19 protein-coding genes and 1 other RNA gene are annotated in these 19767 nt (G+C 29.1%); 16 read left to right on the top strand and 4 right to left on the bottom strand.

The genetic code is table 11. From position 1 onward, the window contains the following. Positions 1 to 36: 36 nt before the first annotated feature. From CLV39_RS06215 to CLV39_RS06150, 14 genes are all read left to right on the top strand, one after another. The gene (locus CLV39_RS06215; protein WP_121923378.1) at positions 37 to 276 is read left to right on the top strand and encodes a hypothetical protein; all 240 of its coding nucleotides are present in this window, start codon (positions 37 to 39) and stop codon (positions 274 to 276) included. After that, entirely contained in the window at positions 269 to 1603 is a 1335-nt protein-coding gene (locus CLV39_RS06210) for a hypothetical protein (protein ID WP_121923377.1), read from the top strand. Before CLV39_RS06215 ends, CLV39_RS06210 begins: the two co-directional genes overlap by 8 nt. Next, entirely contained in the window at positions 1593 to 1973 is a 381-nt protein-coding gene (locus CLV39_RS06205; protein ID WP_121923376.1) for a HEPN domain-containing protein, read from the top strand. Before CLV39_RS06210 ends, CLV39_RS06205 begins: the two co-directional genes overlap by 11 nt. 4 nt (positions 1974 to 1977) lie before the next feature. Next, the gene (locus CLV39_RS06200; RefSeq protein ID WP_121923375.1) at positions 1978 to 3561 is read left to right on the top strand and encodes an NAD(P)H-hydrate dehydratase; all 1584 of its coding nucleotides are present in this window, start codon (positions 1978 to 1980) and stop codon (positions 3559 to 3561) included. A 61-nt stretch (positions 3562 to 3622) separates the two neighbouring features. Next, positions 3623 to 4132 carry a hypothetical protein gene (locus CLV39_RS06195; protein WP_121923374.1) on the top strand — a complete coding sequence of 170 codons (510 nt, stop codon included), beginning with the start codon at positions 3623 to 3625 and terminating at the stop codon, positions 4130 to 4132. 123 nt (positions 4133 to 4255) lie between these two features. Further along, positions 4256 to 4462: a 50S ribosomal protein L35 gene (gene rpmI / locus CLV39_RS06190; protein ID WP_121923373.1), complete on the top strand. Its 207-nt coding sequence runs from the start codon at positions 4256 to 4258 to the stop codon at positions 4460 to 4462. Positions 4463 to 4478: 16 nt separating this feature from the next. Continuing rightward, complete coding sequence (rplT, locus tag CLV39_RS06185; protein ID WP_121923372.1) at positions 4479 to 4829, top strand: 50S ribosomal protein L20; 351 nt, start codon at positions 4479 to 4481, stop codon at positions 4827 to 4829. A 3-nt stretch (positions 4830 to 4832) separates the two neighbouring features. Then, the gene (gene pheS / locus CLV39_RS06180; protein ID WP_121923371.1) at positions 4833 to 5867 is read left to right on the top strand and encodes a phenylalanine--tRNA ligase subunit alpha; all 1035 of its coding nucleotides are present in this window, start codon (positions 4833 to 4835) and stop codon (positions 5865 to 5867) included. Beyond that, positions 5867 to 8272 (top strand): phenylalanine--tRNA ligase subunit beta, encoded by a 2406-nt coding sequence (gene pheT, locus CLV39_RS06175; RefSeq protein WP_121923370.1) that lies wholly within the window; start codon positions 5867 to 5869, stop codon positions 8270 to 8272. The genes pheS and pheT overlap by 1 nt, the downstream gene beginning before the upstream one ends. A 59-nt stretch (positions 8273 to 8331) precedes the next feature. Beyond that, positions 8332 to 8498: non-coding RNA, 6S RNA (ssrS, locus tag CLV39_RS06170), on the top strand. Between the two features lie 44 nt (positions 8499 to 8542). Beyond that, positions 8543 to 9094, top strand: coding sequence for a 5-formyltetrahydrofolate cyclo-ligase (locus tag CLV39_RS06165; protein WP_121923369.1), 552 nt, complete (start codon positions 8543 to 8545; stop codon positions 9092 to 9094). Further along, on the top strand, positions 9087 to 10748 hold the full coding sequence (gene rny, locus CLV39_RS06160) for a ribonuclease Y (protein ID WP_121923368.1): 1662 nt from the start codon (positions 9087 to 9089) through the stop codon (positions 10746 to 10748). The genes CLV39_RS06165 and rny overlap by 8 nt, the downstream gene beginning before the upstream one ends. Before the next feature lie 67 nt (positions 10749 to 10815). Beyond that, positions 10816 to 12036, top strand: a complete 1221-nt coding sequence (locus tag CLV39_RS06155) for an ammonium transporter (RefSeq protein WP_121923367.1) — start codon at positions 10816 to 10818, stop codon at positions 12034 to 12036. A gap of 7 nt (positions 12037 to 12043) precedes the next feature. Continuing rightward, positions 12044 to 12811: a TIGR00282 family metallophosphoesterase gene (locus CLV39_RS06150; protein WP_121923366.1), complete on the top strand. Its 768-nt coding sequence runs from the start codon at positions 12044 to 12046 to the stop codon at positions 12809 to 12811. Here CLV39_RS06150 and mqnC read toward each other — a convergent pair. Both mqnC and carB read right to left on the bottom strand, forming a co-directional pair. After that, a complete protein-coding gene (gene mqnC / locus CLV39_RS06145; protein ID WP_121923365.1) occupies positions 12808 to 13923 on the bottom strand; it encodes a cyclic dehypoxanthinyl futalosine synthase in 1116 nt (371 codons plus the stop codon). The two genes, CLV39_RS06150 and mqnC, sit on opposite strands and share 4 nt — an antisense overlap. Before the next feature lie 11 nt (positions 13924 to 13934). Further along, on the bottom strand, positions 13935 to 15617 hold the full coding sequence (carB, locus tag CLV39_RS06140; RefSeq protein ID WP_121923364.1) for a carbamoyl-phosphate synthase large subunit: 1683 nt from the start codon (positions 15615 to 15617) through the stop codon (positions 13935 to 13937). Between the two features lie 66 nt (positions 15618 to 15683). Between carB and gmhB the strand changes: the two genes are divergently transcribed. After that, entirely contained in the window at positions 15684 to 16283 is a 600-nt protein-coding gene (gmhB, locus tag CLV39_RS06135) for a D-glycero-beta-D-manno-heptose 1,7-bisphosphate 7-phosphatase (protein WP_121923363.1), read from the top strand. Then, positions 16243 to 18171: a helicase HerA domain-containing protein gene (locus tag CLV39_RS06130; protein WP_121923362.1), complete on the top strand. Its 1929-nt coding sequence runs from the start codon at positions 16243 to 16245 to the stop codon at positions 18169 to 18171. Before gmhB ends, CLV39_RS06130 begins: the two co-directional genes overlap by 41 nt. A 1-nt stretch (position 18172) precedes the next feature. On the opposite strand, the gene CLV39_RS06125 is transcribed toward CLV39_RS06130, so the two are convergent. Both CLV39_RS06125 and CLV39_RS06120 read right to left on the bottom strand, forming a co-directional pair. Continuing rightward, the gene (locus CLV39_RS06125; protein WP_245960335.1) at positions 18173 to 18481 is read right to left on the bottom strand and encodes a metal-sulfur cluster assembly factor; all 309 of its coding nucleotides are present in this window, start codon (positions 18479 to 18481) and stop codon (positions 18173 to 18175) included. Further along, positions 18474 to 19766, bottom strand: coding sequence for a dihydroorotase (locus tag CLV39_RS06120; RefSeq protein WP_121923361.1), 1293 nt, complete (start codon positions 19764 to 19766; stop codon positions 18474 to 18476). The genes CLV39_RS06125 and CLV39_RS06120 overlap by 8 nt, the downstream gene beginning before the upstream one ends. Position 19767: the final 1 nt, after the last annotated feature.

The raw sequence follows: 19767 nt of genomic DNA, 5'->3' as shown, positions 1-19767 counted from the left end.
TTTAAAATTTTATTTAAAATTTAGGAGCGAAAAACAATGAGTCCTGAAAAATTACCTACTGCAGGTCAATGGTTTACAGATAATATAGGATTATTACTTTTTTTAATCTTCTTTTTTACTACTATAATCTATATAGTATGGACTTTCTTAGACAAAGAGAAAAAAGCAGGTTTTTGGAGAAAATTTTTAATTTCTTTAGTAGCTGGTTTTTTCATTACTGTGATTTATTTTGTCTACAAAATGGTTATTATGGGCTTGGAGAGGTTAAATGGATAAATTAACAGAAAGCTTATTTAAATTATTAAAAGATAAATCTGATGAATACAATATAGAAGAATTAACAAATGAAGAAAATTTCTTTAATCTAAAAAAAGAAATAGTTAGACAAGTTAATAATATTTTAAATAAAGAAAAGCCTAATAAATGGCAGATAAGAGATTCAGTAAACAATCTGTTTAAACTTGCATCTATAGATTTAGAAGAAAACAATATAGAAAAGCTAATTTTTTTACTTATCACAGATGCAATAAATGAAAGAATTCCATCGCCTTCACCACTTTATTTTGAGTATAGAGGACATATTATTCCAAAAAGGAATGCAATAATAACAGATTTTGAACTTTTCCCCGAGCTTAAAGAAAAAGTAAATCAATTAAATCCAGAAAAAAAGCATATTCTGGTTTTTAAAATATTTAAAGATGGAGAGATTATCTCAAAAGGTGTTGCATACTATTTATCAGTAATTGATTATTTAATTTTTTTATTTCTTGACAAAGCTTTATATGAAGAAGTTATTGATATTAACAAGATCTTAAAAGAAAAAGATGGAAATATTGAAGTAAGCAAAAAGGATATAAACTTTTTAATAGATATTATATTTTCAGGAATTTATGAGTTTTTTTCAGGAGAAAAAGAAAGATTTAAAGCATCTATTTTAGATAAAGATTATTCTAAATATTTTATTAAAGGCAAAAAACTTATAAAAGAACCTTTATCAGATGAGAAAGAAAAAGAACTACTTATAAAAATAGCAATTGAGGATGAAAAACTATCTGAAAACAAAGAAGATTTTGTAAAAAATCCAGAAGTTCAAGAGAATGTATTTAAAGAAGCATCAGAAAGAGATGTTTCAAATATAGACAAAATAGATGCAGTAGTATGGCTTATTGGATTAAATAACTTAAATATGGAAATATTTTTTAATTATTTTAGCGTAGATGATTTACTAAAATTTTTAGAAGATGTAGAAAAAGATATAGAAACAGGTAAAGATATTTTTAAAAAATCAATAAAAGATTTTGTAGAAAATTTACTAAATGAATATAAACTTTATCCTGTTTTAAAAGAAAGCAAGAATTTAGAAGATTTTATAGAAAAAAATACTGATAGTTTAAAAACAGAACTTTTATTTATTAAAGAACAATATAATGAATTCCTTGAGAAGGAAAATAAAAAAGATATAAATACAGAAATAAAAAAATTGTTTGCAAAATATAAAACAGGACAGATTGAAAAAAAAGAGTTTTTAAACTGGCTTAGTTTATATGAAACAAAAGAAGGAATAAATAAAAATTTAATAGAATTTGTGAAAAATGGATTATAAAAATTACTATAAACAAGCAGTAGAAATTTTTGAAGATGTAAAAAATAATATTACTTACTATCAACCTGAAAAATCTTTATATTTACTTGATGAAGCAGTTAATAAATTTTTAAAAAGTTTACTTTTATTTTATGAAATAGATTTTGATTCAAATAGTACAAATGAGGAATTAATAGAATTACTTGAAAATAATACAACTATAAAATTACCTTCTTTTAAAGATTTTCTAATTGATTTATCCTACTCTTATTGTGAAGGAGGTTGCTCTACTTATCTAAATTTTAAAGAACTTCCAACAAAATTTATACAACCTATAGAAGATTTTAAAGAATTTATAATAGAAGAAATAGGAATTTATAATCTGGAGTAAAAGAATGAAAGTATTAAAAGCAAAAGAAATGGCATTTGCAGATGAAAATACTATAAATCTTACAGGAATACCTTCTCTTGTTTTAATGGAAAATGCAGGTAGAACAACTGCACAAATCACATTAGATAAATATAAAGACAAAGAAAACTTCGTTGTGGTAGCAGGTTCAGGGAATAATGGAGGTGATGCCCTTGTTGTTGCAAGATATTTATTTAAAGCAGGTAAAAAAGTAAAAACATATATACTATCATCTTCAAGACAAAAACTTTCTCAAGATAACTTAAAAAATCTTGAAATATATGAAAATATAGGTGGAGAGGTTTTATTTATTACAGAGAAAAATTTAAGGAAATTACAGTTTGCCTTAAAAAATGCAGATGTTATTATAGATGGAATTTTTGGTACAGGGTTTAAGCCACCTGTAAAAGGATATAGAGAAAAGGTTATAAAAATAATAAACAACTCAAAAAAACCTGTAGTATCTGTAGATATACCTTCTGGGCTTTTTTCAGATTCAGGACAGATAGAAGGAGAATTTATAAAAGCAGATATAACAATTACTTTTGCTTATCCTAAGCTTTGCCATATTCTTTATCCTGCATCTGAATACTGTGGAGAGGTTTTTGTTGTTGATATTTCAATAGATGAGCATTATTTACAAGAGATAAAAAGATATATATTAACTCCAAAAAATATACTACTTCCAAAAAGAAAGAAAAACTCTCATAAATACACATATGGCCATAATCTTGTAATAGGTGGTTCCGTAGGAAAATCCGGTGCAGTTATAATGGCTTCTAAAGCATCTACAAAAGCAGGAGCAGGATTAACTACTGCATTAATTCCACAAGAAATAAATCAAGTAGTAGAAAGTAATCTTATAGAAGAAATGTCTATTCCTGTATCAAGTAAAGATGGTTTATTTAGTAAGAAAGCATTAGGAGAAATAAAAAATATTATAAAAAAAGGAAAATTCTCATCTATTACTATTGGAATGGGAATGTCTATAAATGATTCTACATTGTCAATAATAGAATATATATTAAAAGTTAAAAAACCTATTGTAATAGATGCAGATGGATTAAATAATCTTGCTTTAATTGATAATTTCAAAAATTTTCTTAAAAAAAGAAAATATCCAACTATACTAACTCCACATGTTGGAGAAATGAGTAGATTAACAGGCTTGGAAACTTCTTATATCAATAATAATCTTGAGGAGGTTGCAAAAGAGTTTTCAAAAGATACAGAAAGTATAGTAGTTCTAAAATCTTCAAGAGTAGTAATAGCATACAAAGATGAGGTTTTTTACTCAATAAAAGGTAATGAAGGTATGGCAACAGCTGGAACAGGAGATGTTTTAGCAGGTATATTAGGAGCTTTAGTAAATAGATTAGAGCCTTTAGAAGCAGTTAAAACAGGTGTTTATCTTCATGGATTTTCAGGTGATTTGGCAGTAAAAGATTTAGGGGTAGAAAGCTTAAAAGCAACAGATTTAATAGATTATCTTCCAAAAGCCTATTTTGAATTAGAAAAGAAAAAGAATAATCTAAGCTATTCTTTAGTTAAGAGTTTAAAATCTTATTGACTAAAACTTTTTTAATATTTATCTTTACAAATAAGAATATTATTAAAAAAGAGGGAAAATTATGAAAATAAAATCAATAATTTCAGGAATTTTTTTATTATCTGTTTTTTCTTATATCTCTAAAGCTCAACCACCTGTAGTTCCACAACCACCAGCTATTCCACCAGGATTTGATATAGTTCTTCCAAAAAAAGATGTTGTTGGTGAAGATCCAAAAGATATACCTCGTTATAAATCATCTGTTAGAATTAGTTATGAAAAAAATATCTACAACTCACAAGAAAATATAAGAGTTTCTTATTATTCTAAGGATGATATTGATAAAATCCGTAAATTTTATCTTGATAGTATGAAAACTAAAAACTGGAAACTTGTAACAGAAAAAGCTACTTCAGGTTTTATATATTCTAATATAGAAATGAAAGGTTCAAGAACATTAGAATTTAAAAAGGCAAACTGCAGACAACAGTATGATTGTATTCCTTATGTTATAATTACATTAACTGGATATAAAATAAATAATAAAAATTATACTAAAATAGATATAGATTTAACTAAAAAAGCTGATTAATTTCTCTAAAGCTTTATTTTTAATAATCTTAGCGAAATTTGATTATTTTTCCAAAAAATTTTATACTATTTTGTCTATCTTTTCACATTTTTTAAATTAAAGAAAAGGAGGTTTTTATTAATTATGGCTAAGGTAAAAATGAAAACAAATAGAACTGCAGCAAAAAGATTAAAGGTTACTGCAAAAGGAAAAATAAAGTACTGGAAAGGTGGTGTATCCCACTATAGCACTAAAAAAACAAGAAAAAGAAAAAGACAAGGTAGAAAGCCTCAATATGTACCAGAAACAATAAAAGATAAAATTGAAAAATTAATACCTTACTCAGTATAAAAAGGAGGAATAAAAAATGAGAGTAAAAGGACCATCATCTAAAAAACATAAAAAGAAAATTTTAAAGCTTGCTAAAGGATATTACGGTGCAAAACACAGGTCTTATAGAAGAGCAAAAGAACAGGTTTTAAGATCTCTTCAATATGAATACAGAGATAGAAGATTAAGAAAAAGAGAGTTTAGAAGACTTTGGATTCAAAGAATTAACGCTGCTGCAAGATTAAATGGACTTTCTTATAGTCAGTTTATCCATGGATTAAAATCTGCAGGATTGGATTTAGATAGAAAAGTATTGGCAGATATTGCAGTAAGAGATCCTGAAGGATTTTCAAAATTAGTAGAAACAGCTAAATCTGCATTAAACTAAAAGATGGACATAAAAAAGCAGTTAAAAGCTTTAGAAGAAGAATATAAACAAAAAATAAAAGAAGTTCTTAGTTTAGAAGAACTTCAAAAGGTTAAATCTACTTTACTTGGGAAAAAAGGAAAGATAACTTCTTTTTTAAAGCAGTTAAAATCACTGACTCCTGAGCAAAAAAAGGAATTTGGAAAAGCTATAAATGAAGTAAAAAATCTATTTGAAGATTTAATAAAAGAAAAAGAAACTGAACTTAAAGAGAAAGCTCTTGAAGAAAAACTGAAAAAATCTCAAATAGATATTACTTTACCTGCAGAATGGACAGAAGCAGGAGCACCTCATCCTACTACATATACTTTAAAGTATATTACTGATATATTTGTATCTATGGGATTTTCTATAGAAGAAGGGCCAGAAGTAGAACTTGAAGAGTATAACTTTGATATGTTAAATATTCCAAAAGATCATCCTGCAAGAGATATGCAGGATACTTTCTTTATAAATAAAGAAGGTTATGTTTTAAGAACTCATACTTCTCCTGTTCAGATAAGAACAATGTTAAAGAAAAAACCTCCACTTGCAGTAGTGGCACCAGGGAAAGTATATAGAAAAGATTTAGATCCTACCCATTCTCCTATGTTTCATCAGATAGAAGGACTTTTTGTTGATAAAAATGTAAGTTTTAGAGATTTAAAAGGAATTTTAAAAATATTTTTAGAAACAGTATTTGGTAAAGATATTCCTATAAGATTTAGACCAAGTTATTTCCCATTTACAGAACCTTCTGCAGAAGTAGATATTGGATGTACAGTTTGTAAAGGAAAAGGATGTAGAGTATGTAAAGGAACAGGATGGCTTGAGATTCTTGGATGTGGAATGGTTGATCCAAATGTATTTAAAGCAGTAGGAATAAATCCTGAGGAGTTTTCAGGATTTGCTTTTGGACTTGGAATTGAAAGAATAGCTATGCTTAAATTCCAAATACCAGATATAAGACTACTATTTAATAATGATATGAGATTTAATTTGCAGTTTAAGGGGTTATAATGAGAGTAAGCTATAACTGGATAAAAGAGCTTGTTGATATAGATGAAACTCCAGAGAAGATAGAAGAAAAACTAAATGAAACAGGACTTGAAACAACTGTAGAAAAATTTGGGAATTATATCCCAAACTTAACAACTGTAAAAATAATCTCTATAACCCCTCATCCAGAAAAGAATAACCTTTTAGTTTGTAAAGCTACAGATAGTGAAAAAGAATACCAAGTAATTACTACTGCTAAAAACATAAAAGAAAATGATATTGTTATACTTGCAAAAGAAGGGGCTAAAATAAAAGGGAAAGAAATAAAACCTACCAATTTTGGCTCTATAACATCTGAAGGTATGTTTTTATCTTTAACTGAACTTGATATTGGAATTGAAACAGATGAGTTATTTATACTTGGAGAAGATACACCTATAGGAGTAGATGCTTCAAAACTTCTTGGACTTGGAGAAGATTATATATTTGAGATAGAAATAACTCCAAATAGAGGAGATGCTTTATCTGTAAAAGGGCTTGCAAGGGAAATTGCAGCAGTATTTGGAGTAAAAAGGAAAGAAATTATTCCTATAGTTTCTATTTTCAAAGAAAAGGAACCTCAAATACAGATAAATACAGATAAAGTTTATAGATATAGAGGAATTATCCTTGAAAATGTAAGCATAAAACCTTCTCCTGTTGATATTCAGATAAAACTTATAAAGTCAGGCCAAAAACCTATTAATAATATAGTTGATTTTACTAACTATGTTTTACTTCTTGAAGGGCAACCTTTCCATGCTTTTGATTTAGATAAAATCAAAGGTAAAGTAATAGTTAGACAGGCAAAAGAAGGAGAAAAAATAGTAGCCCTTGATGGAAATGAATACTCCTTAAAAGAAACAGATATTGTTATTGCTGATGAAGAAAAGACAATAGCTATTGCCGGAGTAATAGGTGGAGATAATACTAAAGTAGATGAAAATACAAAAAATATACTCCTTGAAGCAGCCAATTTTGATCCTATATCAGTAAGAAAAACAGCAAAAAGACTTGCTATAAATACAGATTCTTCTTACAGATTTGAAAGAGGAGTTGATATTGAAAATCTCCCAAAAGCTCAAGATATAGCAGTAGAGCTTATAGAAAAGTATGCAAATGGAAAAGCAGTAGGAGAAAAAGATTTATACTTAAAACCTTATACTTCAAAGGTAGTAAGATTAAGAGAAAAACAGATAAAAAGAATTCTTGGAATAGATATTCCTTTGGAAGAAGCAGTAGAAATACTGAATAGACTTGAAATTCCTTCTAAGATAGAAGGAGATGAGATTATAGCTGAAATTCCTGCATTTAGAGCTTATGATTTAGAAAGGGAAATAGACTTAATAGAAGAAGTTGGAAGAGTAAAAGGATTTAATAATTTAGAAGAAAGTTATCCTTCCGTATCTACTAAGCAGTTTGAAACTCCTGAGTATTATAAGTTTGAAGAAGGAACAAGGCAGTTTTTCTTATCAAATGGATTAAATGAAGTTCTTACCTACTCTTTTTCTGGTGAAGAAGAGTATGAGACCGTAGGTATAGAAAAACCAACTATTGAGATAATTAACTATATCCTAAAATCTCAAAGATTAATGAGAAACACTCTTATTGTAAGCCTTTTAAATGTGCAAAAAGAAAATCTTAGATATGGCAATAAGGATTTATCTATTTTTGAGATAGCTACTACTTTCTTTGATGATAGAGAGGAAACAAGGCTTGGAATTCTTCTTTCTGGAAAGTTTATAGATGGATATAACTATACTCAAGAAGATAAAAAATTTTCTACTACAAAAAAATGGGATTTTCTAAAGGTTAAAGGATTATTAACAAGCTATTTAACTAAAATTGGATTAAAAGATACAAAACTTAACATTGAAGATAAGCCTTTCTTAAATAAGTATGAAAGTGCTAAATTAATCTACCAAGATATAGAAATAGGATATTTTGGTAAAATCCATCCAAAAGCAGCTGAAAAACTTGAAATACCTGACAATACTTATGTTGGAGAACTTTATATTAAAGGTATATCAAGAGATTTAAATGGAAAGCTAAATAAGAAATTTATTTTTGATTTATTTAAAGAAAAACCTACTATCACTTATCAAGACATACCAAAATATCCATCTGTAAAAAGGGATTTAGCTTTTGAAGCTGATGAAAACTTTGAAGTAGGAAAACTTTTAGAAGAAATAGAAAAAACTTGCAAATTTGTCAAAAAGGTTAAATTATTTGACGTGTACTATATTGGAAATGGCAAAAAAAGTATTGCAGTTTCTATAGAATTTAATGCTGGTGATAGAAGTTTAACAGATGAGGAAGTTAATAAAATAGTGGAAGATTTAGTGAAAGATTTAAGTTTAAAATTAAAGGTTAATTTAAGAAGCTAATGGAAGGTATACGCGGAAATAACTGGGGCTTAAACCCCTTTAAATATAAATATGATAAAAAAAGCCTGCGGGGTGCGATAGGGATGTCCTGAAATTTTCTGGGCTATAACAGGACGAAAGGGAGTCCTACATCCCGTATATTCCAGTAGGAATTACGGTGCGGACACCCACCTATTGCTTGGAACCCAGAAATATGGGTTCTTCCCGTCGGCCTCGCGGGTTATTATATTTAACCCCGCGTGACCTTCCATTGGAATAATGGGAGGTCATATGAAAAAAAGTATAAGAGAAAAAATACTTGAAAAAAGAAATAAGCACAGATATGCAGAGGAAGATTCCAAAAGAATAATTGATAAGCTTATTAATCTTCCTCAGTTAAAAAAAGCAGATACTATAATGCTTTATTACCCTCATAAAAATGAGGTAAATATACTCCCATTATTCTATAAACTTTCAGATAAAACATTTTTATTTCCTAAAACAACTTCTGAAGATATATTACCTGTTAAGGTAGATTCCTTAGATAATTTTTCAAAAGGTAGATTTGGAATCTTAGAACCACAAGGAGAGCTATTTAATCCAAAAGATATAGATATTGTTATTGTGCCAGCTGTAGCTTTTGATGAAACTGGACATCGTATAGGATATGGAAAGGGTTATTACGATAGATTTTTAAAAAAGACAGATGCATTAAAAATAGGAGTAGCTTATGATTTTCAGGTTTTAGATAAATTTCCTACTGAACATCATGATATACCTGTAGATTTAATTGTTACTCCTACCAAAATAATAAAAATAAAGGAGGAATTAAGAGATGTTTGAAATTATAATTGGAATATCAGGCCTTGCTGTTGGCTCAGCAGCAGGATTTATAGGATGTAAAACAGTTTATGGAAAAAAATTAGAAGAAAAAGTAAAGGAAGCAGAAAATATTATTAAAAGAAAAGAAGCTATTGAACAAGAAGCGAAAAAAGAAGCAGAAAGAGAAATAGAAAATCTTAAAAGACAAGCTTTACAAGAAGCAGAAAGTATAAAAAGAGAGGCAGAAGATTTAAAAAGACAGCAAGAGCTTATTATTGAAAAAGAAATTTTAAAAGCAAGAAAAGAGCTTGAGAATGAGCTAAAAAAAGAAAGAGAGGAACTTCAAGCTCTTGAAAAAACATTAATGGCGAGAGAAGCTCAACTTGAGAAAAAACTTGCAAGAGTAGAACATAGAGAAGAAGAGATAGATAAAAGATGGGACGAAATACAAAGGCTTGAAAAAGAGATAGAAGAAACAAAAAAAGAGATTGAAGAAAGAGAGGCTAAAATAAAAGAAGCAGAGGAAAGATTTGAACTTGAACTTCAAAGAATTGCATCTATGACAAAAGAAGAAGCAAAACAAGAGCTTTTAAGAAAAGTTGAAGAAGAAGCAAAATTAGAAGCTGCAAAACTTATGAAAGAAATAGAGGATCAAGCAAGAAAAGAAGCAGATAAGGAAGCTAAATGGAATTTAGTTACTGCAATACAAAGACTTGCACCTGAAATAACAACATCTTATACAGTTTCAGTAGTAGATTTACCAAGTAATGATTTAAAAGGTAGAATTATTGGAAGAGAAGGAAGAAATATCAGAGCTTTTGAGCTTGAAACAGGTGTTGATTTAATTATTGATGATACACCAGATATAGTTACTATATCTTCATTTGATCCATTAAGAAGAGAGATTGCAAAAATATCCTTAGAAAGACTTATTGCAGATGGAAGAATTCACCCAGGAAGAATAGAAGAAGTTGTATCTAAAGTTAGAGAAGAAATGGAAGAGCATGTTAGAAAACTGGGAGAAGAAACTTGTTTAGAACTTGGATTTACAGATGTAAATCCTGAACTTTATTACTATATTGGTAAATTAAACTATAGAACATCTTATACTCAAAATGTTCTCCTTCATACTAAAGAAGTGGCTTATCTTGCAGGAATGATGGCAGCAGAACTTGGCCTTGATGAAAAGGCTGCAAGAAGAGGTGGTTTAATGCATGATATTGGAAAAGCTATATCTCACGAAGTTGGAGGATCTCATTCAAAAATAGGAGCAGAACTTGCAAAAAGATATGGAGAGCCAGATGTTGTAATTAATGCTATCCTTTATCATCATAATGATGAACCTGCAAGATATCCAGAAGCAGTATTAGTTGCAGCAGCAGATGCTTTATCAGCAGCAAGGCCAGGAGCAAGAAGAGAAGCTTTACAATCTTACATTAATAGACTTGAAAAAATAGAAGCAATAGTTAACTCATTTGAAAATGTAGAAAAATCTTTTGCAATACAAGCAGGTAGAGAAGTAAGAGTAATAGTAAATTCAGAAAAACTATCAGATGAAGAGGCATACTTACTTACAAAAGAAATAGCAAAAAGAATAGAAAATGAAGTAGATTTTCCAGGACAGATAAAAGTTACAACAATTAGAGAATCAAGATTTGTAGAAGTAGCTAAATAAAAGCCTTTTTAGGCTTTTCCTTTTTTTTATTTATAATAAATAATATAAAAACTAGAGAGGAATTAGCATGAAGCTTGTACCTGCAGATAATGTCTGGATTTTGGTATCTACTGCTTTAGTCTTACTTATGTCACTTCCAGGACTTGCATCATTTTATGCAGGATTAACAAAAGCAAAAAGTATGTTAAACACCTTTGTAATGGTATTTACTGCTTTTTGTATAGTAGGTTTAATATGGATAGTATATGGATATTCTTTAACTTTTGGACAAGACATAGGAGGATTTATTGGGAATTTACAGTATATATTTTTAAATGGAATAAATCCTTCTGATCCAGCACCTGCTTCAGAAAATATTTATCATTATTTATTTATTTTCTTTCAAATGACTTTTGCAGCTATTACTGTTGCATTAATGACAGGTGCATTTGTAGAAAGAATGAATTTTAAAGCTTGGCTTTTAGTATCAGCTTTATGGGGAACATTTGTTTATTTTCCTGTAGCTCACTGGATTTGGGGTGGTGGATGGTTATCTAATATTGGTACCTTAGATTTTGCAGGTGGTATAGTTGTTCATGAAACATCAGGTCTTGGTGCTTTAGTTGGAGCTATTTTAGTTGGTGCAAGAAAAGAAAATATTATGAGACCTTCTAATTTACCTTTAGTTGCTGTTGGAACAGGATTACTTTGGTTTGGATGGTTTGGATTTAATGGTGGCTCAGCCCTTGGAATAAATAGTCAGGCAATATCTGCAGCATTTAGTACAACTATGGCGGCAATTGTAGGTGGTATTACTTGGATGTTTTCAGAATGGGTATTATTTAAAAAACCTACTACTTTAGGACTTTTAACAGGAATTATTGCAGGTCTTGCTACAATAACTCCTGCAGCAGGATTTGTAGATATTTTTGCATCTTTAATTATAGGATTTTTAGGTGGTATTATATGTTTTATAGCTGTTGTTTATGTTAAAGGTAAATTTAAATATGATGATTCTCTTGATGTATTTGGTGTTCATGGTGTTGGTGGTATTCTTGGAGCATTTTTACTTGCAATATTTGCAAAAGAATCAGTAGGTGGTATTAATGGACTACTTTTTGGAAATGCTTCACAGATTTTACCTCAAATAATAGGTATAGTTTCTGTTGGAATTTATACAATAATTGTTTCTTTTATTATTTTTAAAATAGTTGATAGCATTATTGGTCTTAGAGTTTCTAAAGAAGAAGAAATAATGGGTATAGATGAATATACCCATGGAGAAAAAGCTTATACAGATATAGTGTAGGGTAGAAATGAGATTTTTATTAATTGGAGATATTATTGGAAGAACAGGAAGAAATGCTTTAAAACATTTTCTTCCTTCTGTTATTGAAGAATATAAAATAGATTTTATTGTTGCAAATGCAGAAAACTCTGCAGGTGGTTTTGGAATAACAGAAAAGGTTTATAATCAACTTATCCAGTTAAATATTGATGTTTTAACATCTGGTAATCATATTTTTGATAAAAAGGATGCTTTTAAGCTTTTAGAAGAAAAAGAAAATCTTTTAAGACCTGCTAATTATCCTCCGGAAGTTGTAGGAAAAGGTTATAACATTTTTGAAAAAAATGGGAAAAAGATAGCTGTTATAAATTTAATGGGTAGAGTTTTTATGGGAATTCCTTTAGACTGCCCATTTAGAAAATTTGATGAAATATATGAAGAAATAAAAGATAAAGTAGATTATATAATTGTAGATTTTCATGGGGAGGCAACTTCTGAGAAAAATGCTTTTGGATATTATGTAGATGGAAAAGCTGATATAGTTTTTGGTACTCATTCTCATGTTGCTACTGCAGATGAAAAAATGCTTCCAAATGGAACAATATATATTACAGATATTGGTATGACAGGTGCCTACCATTCTGTAATAGGAATGAAAATAAAAGAACCTATTGAAAAATTTTTAACAGGTATAAATCAAAAATATGAAGTTTCTAAAGATGGATTTTTATTCCAAGCTCTATTTGTAGATTTAGAAAAAAAAGAGTTCAAAAGAATAAAAAAAGAACAGTATTAGCTTATATCATCAAAATACCTAACTATATTGTAGTATGTATCTCTTTGGGCTGGTATAAAACCTGCTTCTTTTATTATTTTTGCCATTTTTTCTGGTTTTGGGTATGAAACAGGAAGGCCTGTAGATGTAACTACATTTTCTTCTATCATTGTACTTCCTAAATCATTTGCTCCAAAATGAAGGCCAACTGGTCCTACTTTCATAGTTTGGGTTACATGAGAGGTTTGTACATTATCAAAGTTATCTAAGAATATTCTTGAAACTGCTAAAACTTTTAGATACCAAACAGATGTTGCTGGTTCTAAAAAGTCTAATTTTGTTCCTCCTTTTTGGAATGTCCAAGGTATAAAAGCAGTAAAATATCCTTTATGGTTTTCAAGAGATCTATCTTGAAGTTTTCTAATGTTTGAAAGATGCTCTATAATATGTTTTGGTTTTTCTACATGTCCAAACATCATTGTAGCTGTTGATTTCATTCCAAGTTTATGTGCTGTTTCATGTACTTCAAGCCACTGGTCTGTAGTTGTTTTATTTGAAGATATTAAAACTCTAACTTCATCTGATAATATTTCTGCTCCACCTCCTGGAAGACTATCAAGTCCTGCATCTTTTAATATTTTTAATGTTTCTTCTATAGATATTTTTTCAAGTTTTGATATATAGTTTATCTCTGTAGCTGATAAGCTATGAATATGTATTTGCGGAAATCTTTCTTTAATTCCTTTAAAAAGTTCAACATAAAAATCAAGTCTTAAATCTGGATTTAACCCACCTTGCATTAAAAGAGTTGTTCCACCCCAATCAACAAGTTCTTGAATTTTTCTATATATTTCATCAAAGTCTAAAACATATGCATCACTATCTGATTTTCTTCTTTGGAAAGCACAGAATTTACAACCTGCAACACATACATTTGTATAATTAATATTTCTATCTACTACAAAAGTTACTATATTATCTGGATGTTTTTTTGCTCTTACATAGTTTGCAATTGTTCCTATATTTAAAAGTTCTTCATTTTCAAGAAGATATAAAGCTTCTTCTTCTGTAATTCTTTCTCCTTTTTGTATCTTATTAAATATAAAATCAGTATCTTTATTTAAAGAAATCATTTATCTACTCCTTAGTTTTCTGTGTCTCTATATAATATAACTTCTCCATCTTCATTAATTTTTCCAGAAAGAGATTCATATGAAGAATAATAATAAGGTGTGTAAGCTCTAAATTCTGCAGCACAAGTATCAACCACTTTATATGATATAGGTATTCTTCTTTCTCTTATATTATCTTCTGAAGTTTTTAAAAGTCTTGCAAGTTCCCTATCTGAAAATCCCCATTTTTTAGCTTTTTCAAGTTCTTCATCTGTAATTGTTGCAAGATTTTTTTTCGCAAGCTCTTTTTCAAAATCAACAAGTTCTTTTATCTGATTTAAAAACCATTTATCTATATGACACAATGAATGAATCTCATCTATACTCCAACCTCTTCTAAAAGCTTCTGCTATATACCATATTCTATCTTCATTTGGTTTTATTATTTTCTGTCTTACTTTTTCATCATCTTCTTTTTCAAGACCAATATAAAGTCCATATCTTCCAAGTTCTAAACTTCTTAATGCTTTTTGAAGACTTTCTTTAAAAGTCCTTCCTATTGCCATTACTTCTCCAACTGATTTCATCATTGTTGTAAGGGTTGGATCTGCTTCTGGAAATTTTTTAAAATCAAATCTTGGCATTTTTGTAACTATATAATCTATAGTTGGCTCAAAAGATGCTGGTGTTTCTTTTGTAATATCATTAGGAAGTTCATCAAGAGTATATCCAACTGCAAGTTTTGCTGCTATTTTTGCAATAGGAAAACCTGTTGCTTTAGATGCTAAAGCTGAAGAGCGAGAAACCCTTGGATTCATTTCTATCACATAAAACTCTCCAGTTTCTGGATTTTGAGAAAACTGAACATTAGAACCTCCAGTTTCAACGCCTATTTCTCTAATTACTGCTACAGAGTAATCTCTTAATATCTGATATTCTTTATCTGAAAGAGTCATTGCAGGAGCAATTGTAATACTATCTCCTGTATGTACTCCCATCGGGTCAAGATTTTCTATTGAGCATATAATTACACAATTATCATTTTTATCTCTCATTACTTCCATTTCAAACTCTTTCCAACCAATTACAGACTGTTCTAAAAGAACCTCATGTATAGGAGATGCATCAAGTCCTGCTTTTACTTTTGCATAAAACTCATCTTTATTATACGCGATACTTCCACCTGTTCCACCTAAGGTAAAAGAAGGCCTGATTATAACTGGAAATCCTATCCAGTCCATTACATCTATAGCTTCTGCCATGGAATTTACAACTTTACTTTTAGGCATTTTTAAGCCAATTTTTTCCATAGCTTCTTTAAAAAGTTCTCTATCCTCTGCTTTTTTTATAGCATCATAATTAGCACCAATCATTTTTACATTATATTTATCTAAAATACCTTTTTCATAAAGGTCTATTGCTAAATTTAAAGCAGTTTGGCCTCCAAGAGTTGGAAGTATAGCATCTGGTCTTTCTTTTTCTATTATTTTTTCTAAAACAGGTGTAATAAGAGGCTCTATATATGTTTTATCTGCTATTTCTGGATCTGTCATTATAGTAGCTGGATTTGAGTTTACAAGAATTACTTCATATCCTTCTTCTTTTAAAGCTTTTGCTCCTTGTGTTCCTGAATAGTCAAATTCTGCTGCTTGTCCTATTATTATTGGTCCTGAGCCAATTAGTAGGATTCTATTAATATCTGTTCTTTTTGGCAATAGATTTACCTCATTGGTACTTTTGAGTTATTATTTTATCATTAAATAAACTAAAAGGAATAAAATATGGGAGAAAAAGCAGTATTTTTAGATAGAGATGGAGTTATAAATGAAGATAAAGGATATGTTCATAAAGTAGAAGATTTTTATATTTATCCAGAAGTTTTTCCTGCTTTAAAAAAGCTTCAAAATGCTGGATATAAACTTTTTATAGTGACAAACCAATCAGGAATTGCTGTTGGTTATTATACAGAGGAAGATTTTAAAAATGTTACAAAACATATGTTAAATGAGTTTGAAAAAGAAGGTATAAAAATAGAGAAAGTTTATTACTGTCCCCATCACCCAGAAGGTATTATTCCAGAGCTTACAATGAAATGTGATTGTAGAAAGCCAGAAAGTGGAATGATAAAACAGGCTATAAAAGAGTTTAATATAGATCCATCTAAATCTTTTTTAATTGGTGATAAAGAAACAGATATAAAAGCGGCACATAAAGAAAACATAAAAGCTATACTTGTAAAAACAGGTCAAGGTTTAAAATATGTAAATAATACAGAGGCAGATTTTATAGCCGAAAATATACTTGATGCAGTGGAACAATTTATTTTAGGAAATTTAGAAAATGAAAATATTAAAGAAAGAGGAAATACTTCCCAAGCTTGAAAAGATATTTGTAGAAACAGAGAAAGATTTAAAAATAGTTTCAGCATGGATCAAAGGAGATATATTAAAACATCTTCTTAATTTAGTAAAAGAAGATGTTAATATTCAGATTATAATAAGAGCATCATCCTATGAAGATTTAAAAATTACTGATCCAGAAGTTTTTAAAATAATAAAAGAAAAAAAAGGGAAAATATATCTAAATCCTAATTTACATTCAAAATTTATTATTTCTGACAATAAAAAAGCAGTTATTGGTTCTGCAAATATAACAAATTCAGGACTTTTAATAGATGGAAACATAGAAACTGCAGTTTATACGTCTGAAGAAAGTAAAATAAAAGAACTTTTAAATATATTTGAAGATATTAAATCAGTATCTTATGATTTTTCAAAAACGGTGGCATTTGTTGCAAGTCTTGATACAACAAGAGAAGGTACTGCTTTAATTTTAGATGACATTCAAGAACAAACCTATGTAAGAATACCTCTTGAAGATGGTAATTTTTTTCTTGGAAGAATTTTTGATATAAAAAGTATAAATTTAGCTTTTTCAAATATAAAAGAAGAAGACAATATAAAGGATAGTAAAATTTTAAATATTTTTTCTAATAATGAAAAAGATTGGATAAAATCAGCTGTTTTTGCTTTATCAAAAGAAGGAGTAAGAATAAAGCTAGCAAAATTTGAGATACTTGGAGAGTATGAAAAAGAAAGAAATCTTTTTAAAACACCTGTTAGACCTGTTGAAGCAGGACTACCTATTGAAGTTTTAGAAGTAGAAGAAAAAGAGCTGAAAGCAATTCTCTTAAAAAATCATTCAGGTTATGATATGAAATTCCCAACATATCTTGGGAAACTTCAAGGGACAGATGTTAAAGCTTATCTTGATATGGATAAAGTTATATCAATGCATATGGCAGTTCTTGGAACAACTGGTTCAGGAAAAACAACATTTGTAAAAAAAATACTTAAAAATTTCGACAAACCAGCAAAAATTTTCATCTTTGATATGTATGGTGAATACTATGAAGAACTAAAAGAATCAAAAAATATAAAAAATATTCAACTTCCAAATATACTTTTTCCATTAGATGTAAATGATATGAAAGATATTTTAAAAGAAGCTGGTTTAACTCTTAGAGAAAGCTCTAAGGATGAAAAAAAGTTAATGGCATTTTTTAGAAGAAACCTAAAACCTGAACTTGATAGAACAGCTCTAAGAGAGATAAATCTAAAAGATTTAATATATAAAGCTTCAGATCAGATAGAAGATAGATTTATAAAAATTTTATTATTGGACATTGTTTCCTTTTGGGAAAGAAATTATGGAAAAGAGTCTATTGAGTATCAGCCTTTAGCAATAAAAATGCTTGAAGAATCTTTAAAAGCTAAAGAAAGCATAGTTATATATAACTATAAAAATATAGATATAGCAGAAACAAGAATAAATATTGCAGGGCTTATAATGAGAGAAATTCTAAAACTTGCTAAAGATAAGATAGAAGATAGGATTATAGTTCTTGAAGAAGCTCATAATTTTGCACCTGAAAAAGGTACATCAGAAATTCCTTCTGGAAGGGAGAATCTTGCATATATAAATGCAAAAAAGATAGCAATGGAAGGTAGAAAGTTAAGACTAGGATTAATAGCAATAACCCAAAGACCTGCAAATATAAGTAAATTTATACTTTCCCAGTTAAATACCCAAGTAATATTTAAACTTATTACAAAAAATGATCTTGATGCTATATCTATATTTTTTGAACAATCAAAAGAGGATATATTTGAGCTTTTACCATTTTTAAAACCTGGGACTGCATATATAGGTGGACTTGCTGTTCCATTTAGCTTTTTATTCCAGATGGAAGAGATTCCTTACTGGTAATTCACAAATTCCAGCCAAGCTTTCTAAGTTTTTCTTTCCCTTCTTCTGAAATCTCTTCTGTATTCCAAGGTTTATCAAATATAAAATCAATTTTTACTTTAGCTTCAGGATATTCTTTTTTAATAGCATTTTCTACTAATTTTCTTATTAAATCTTCTAATGGACATTTTGGAGTAGTTAAAGTCATTTTTATTAAAATTTCATTATTTTTTATTTTTATATCCTTAACAAGTCCAAGATTTACTATATCAAGAGGTATTTCAGGATCACATATATTTGAAAGAATATTATAAATATTTTCTTTATCCACAAGACACTCCAGAGCTATCACTATAAACTATTTTTCCATTATAAAATGTGTATTTAACTTTTCCTTCTATTTTCTTACCAAGTAATGGAGTGTTTTTACTTTTGGAAAGTATGGTCTCTTCATTAACTTCCCAGCTTTCAAAAGGATCAAATATTACAAGTTCTGCAGTTTCGCCAACTTTTATTGCAGGAGGTTTTAAGCCTATCTTTTTCATAGGCTCTGTTGATAAAACTCTTATAGCTTTTTCTAAATCAAAATAATCTTTTTTAACAAGATTTAATACAGTTGGAAGAGCAAACTGAAGACCTATCATCCCTGGTGGGCAGTTTTGATGCTCAAGCATTTTTTCATGATGAGCATGAGGAGCATGATCTGTTGCTACAAAATCAATAATTCCTGCCTCAAGCCCCCATCTTACTGCTTCAACATCTTTATGTTCTCTTAATGGTGGAGAAACTTTTGCTTTACAATCAAAATCAAGCCATTCATCATCTGTTAAAGACAAATGATGAGGAGTAACTTCTGCGGTAACTTTTGCTCCAAGAGCTTTAGCCCATGCAACAATCTCAACAGAAAGTCTTGAAGATATATGACATATATGAACAGGCATACCTGTCTGAATAGATAACACGCAATTTCTTGCTACCATAGTATCTTCTGCTTCAGGTGGAAGTGGTGGAAGTCCTAAAGCTGCTGCTATCTCTCCTTCATGGGCTACTCCATTATTGGATAGATTTAAATCTTCACAATGATCAGCTACAAAACTTCCTATGGAACCAGCATATTCCATAGCTTTTCTCATAATAAATGAATCCATTACAGGAGCACCATCATCTGTAAAATATACTGCCCCTGCATCTTTTAAAAGAGCCATTTCTGTAAGCTCTTTACCTTTTCTTCCTTTAGTTATTGCTGCAGCAGGTAGAACTCTACAAAGTCCTACCTCTTCTCCTTTTTCTATTACATATCTAACAATAGAAACTTCATCTATAGCTGGAAATGTATTTGGCATACATACTACAGTAGTATAACCACCTGCTACTGCTGCCATTGAACCTGTTCTTATATCTTCTTTGTATGTTTGTCCAGGATCTCTAAAATGAACATGAATATCACAAAAAGATGGAGAGATTATTTTATCTTTTGCATCTATTATTTCACAGCCTGCAAAAGGCTTTATATCTTTTTCTACCTTTTTAATTTTTCCTTTTTCTATAAGAATATCAAACTGACCATTTATATTATTTTCAGGATCAATTACATGACCATTTTTTATCAGTATCATA

Origin of the sequence: Hydrogenothermus marinus (assembly GCF_003688665.1) — a bacterium.
Lineage (GTDB): Bacteria > Aquificota > Aquificia > Aquificales > Hydrogenothermaceae > Hydrogenothermus > Hydrogenothermus marinus.
Note: the sequence above shows the minus strand (reverse complement) of the source record. Positions and strands in the feature narration are given on the sequence as shown.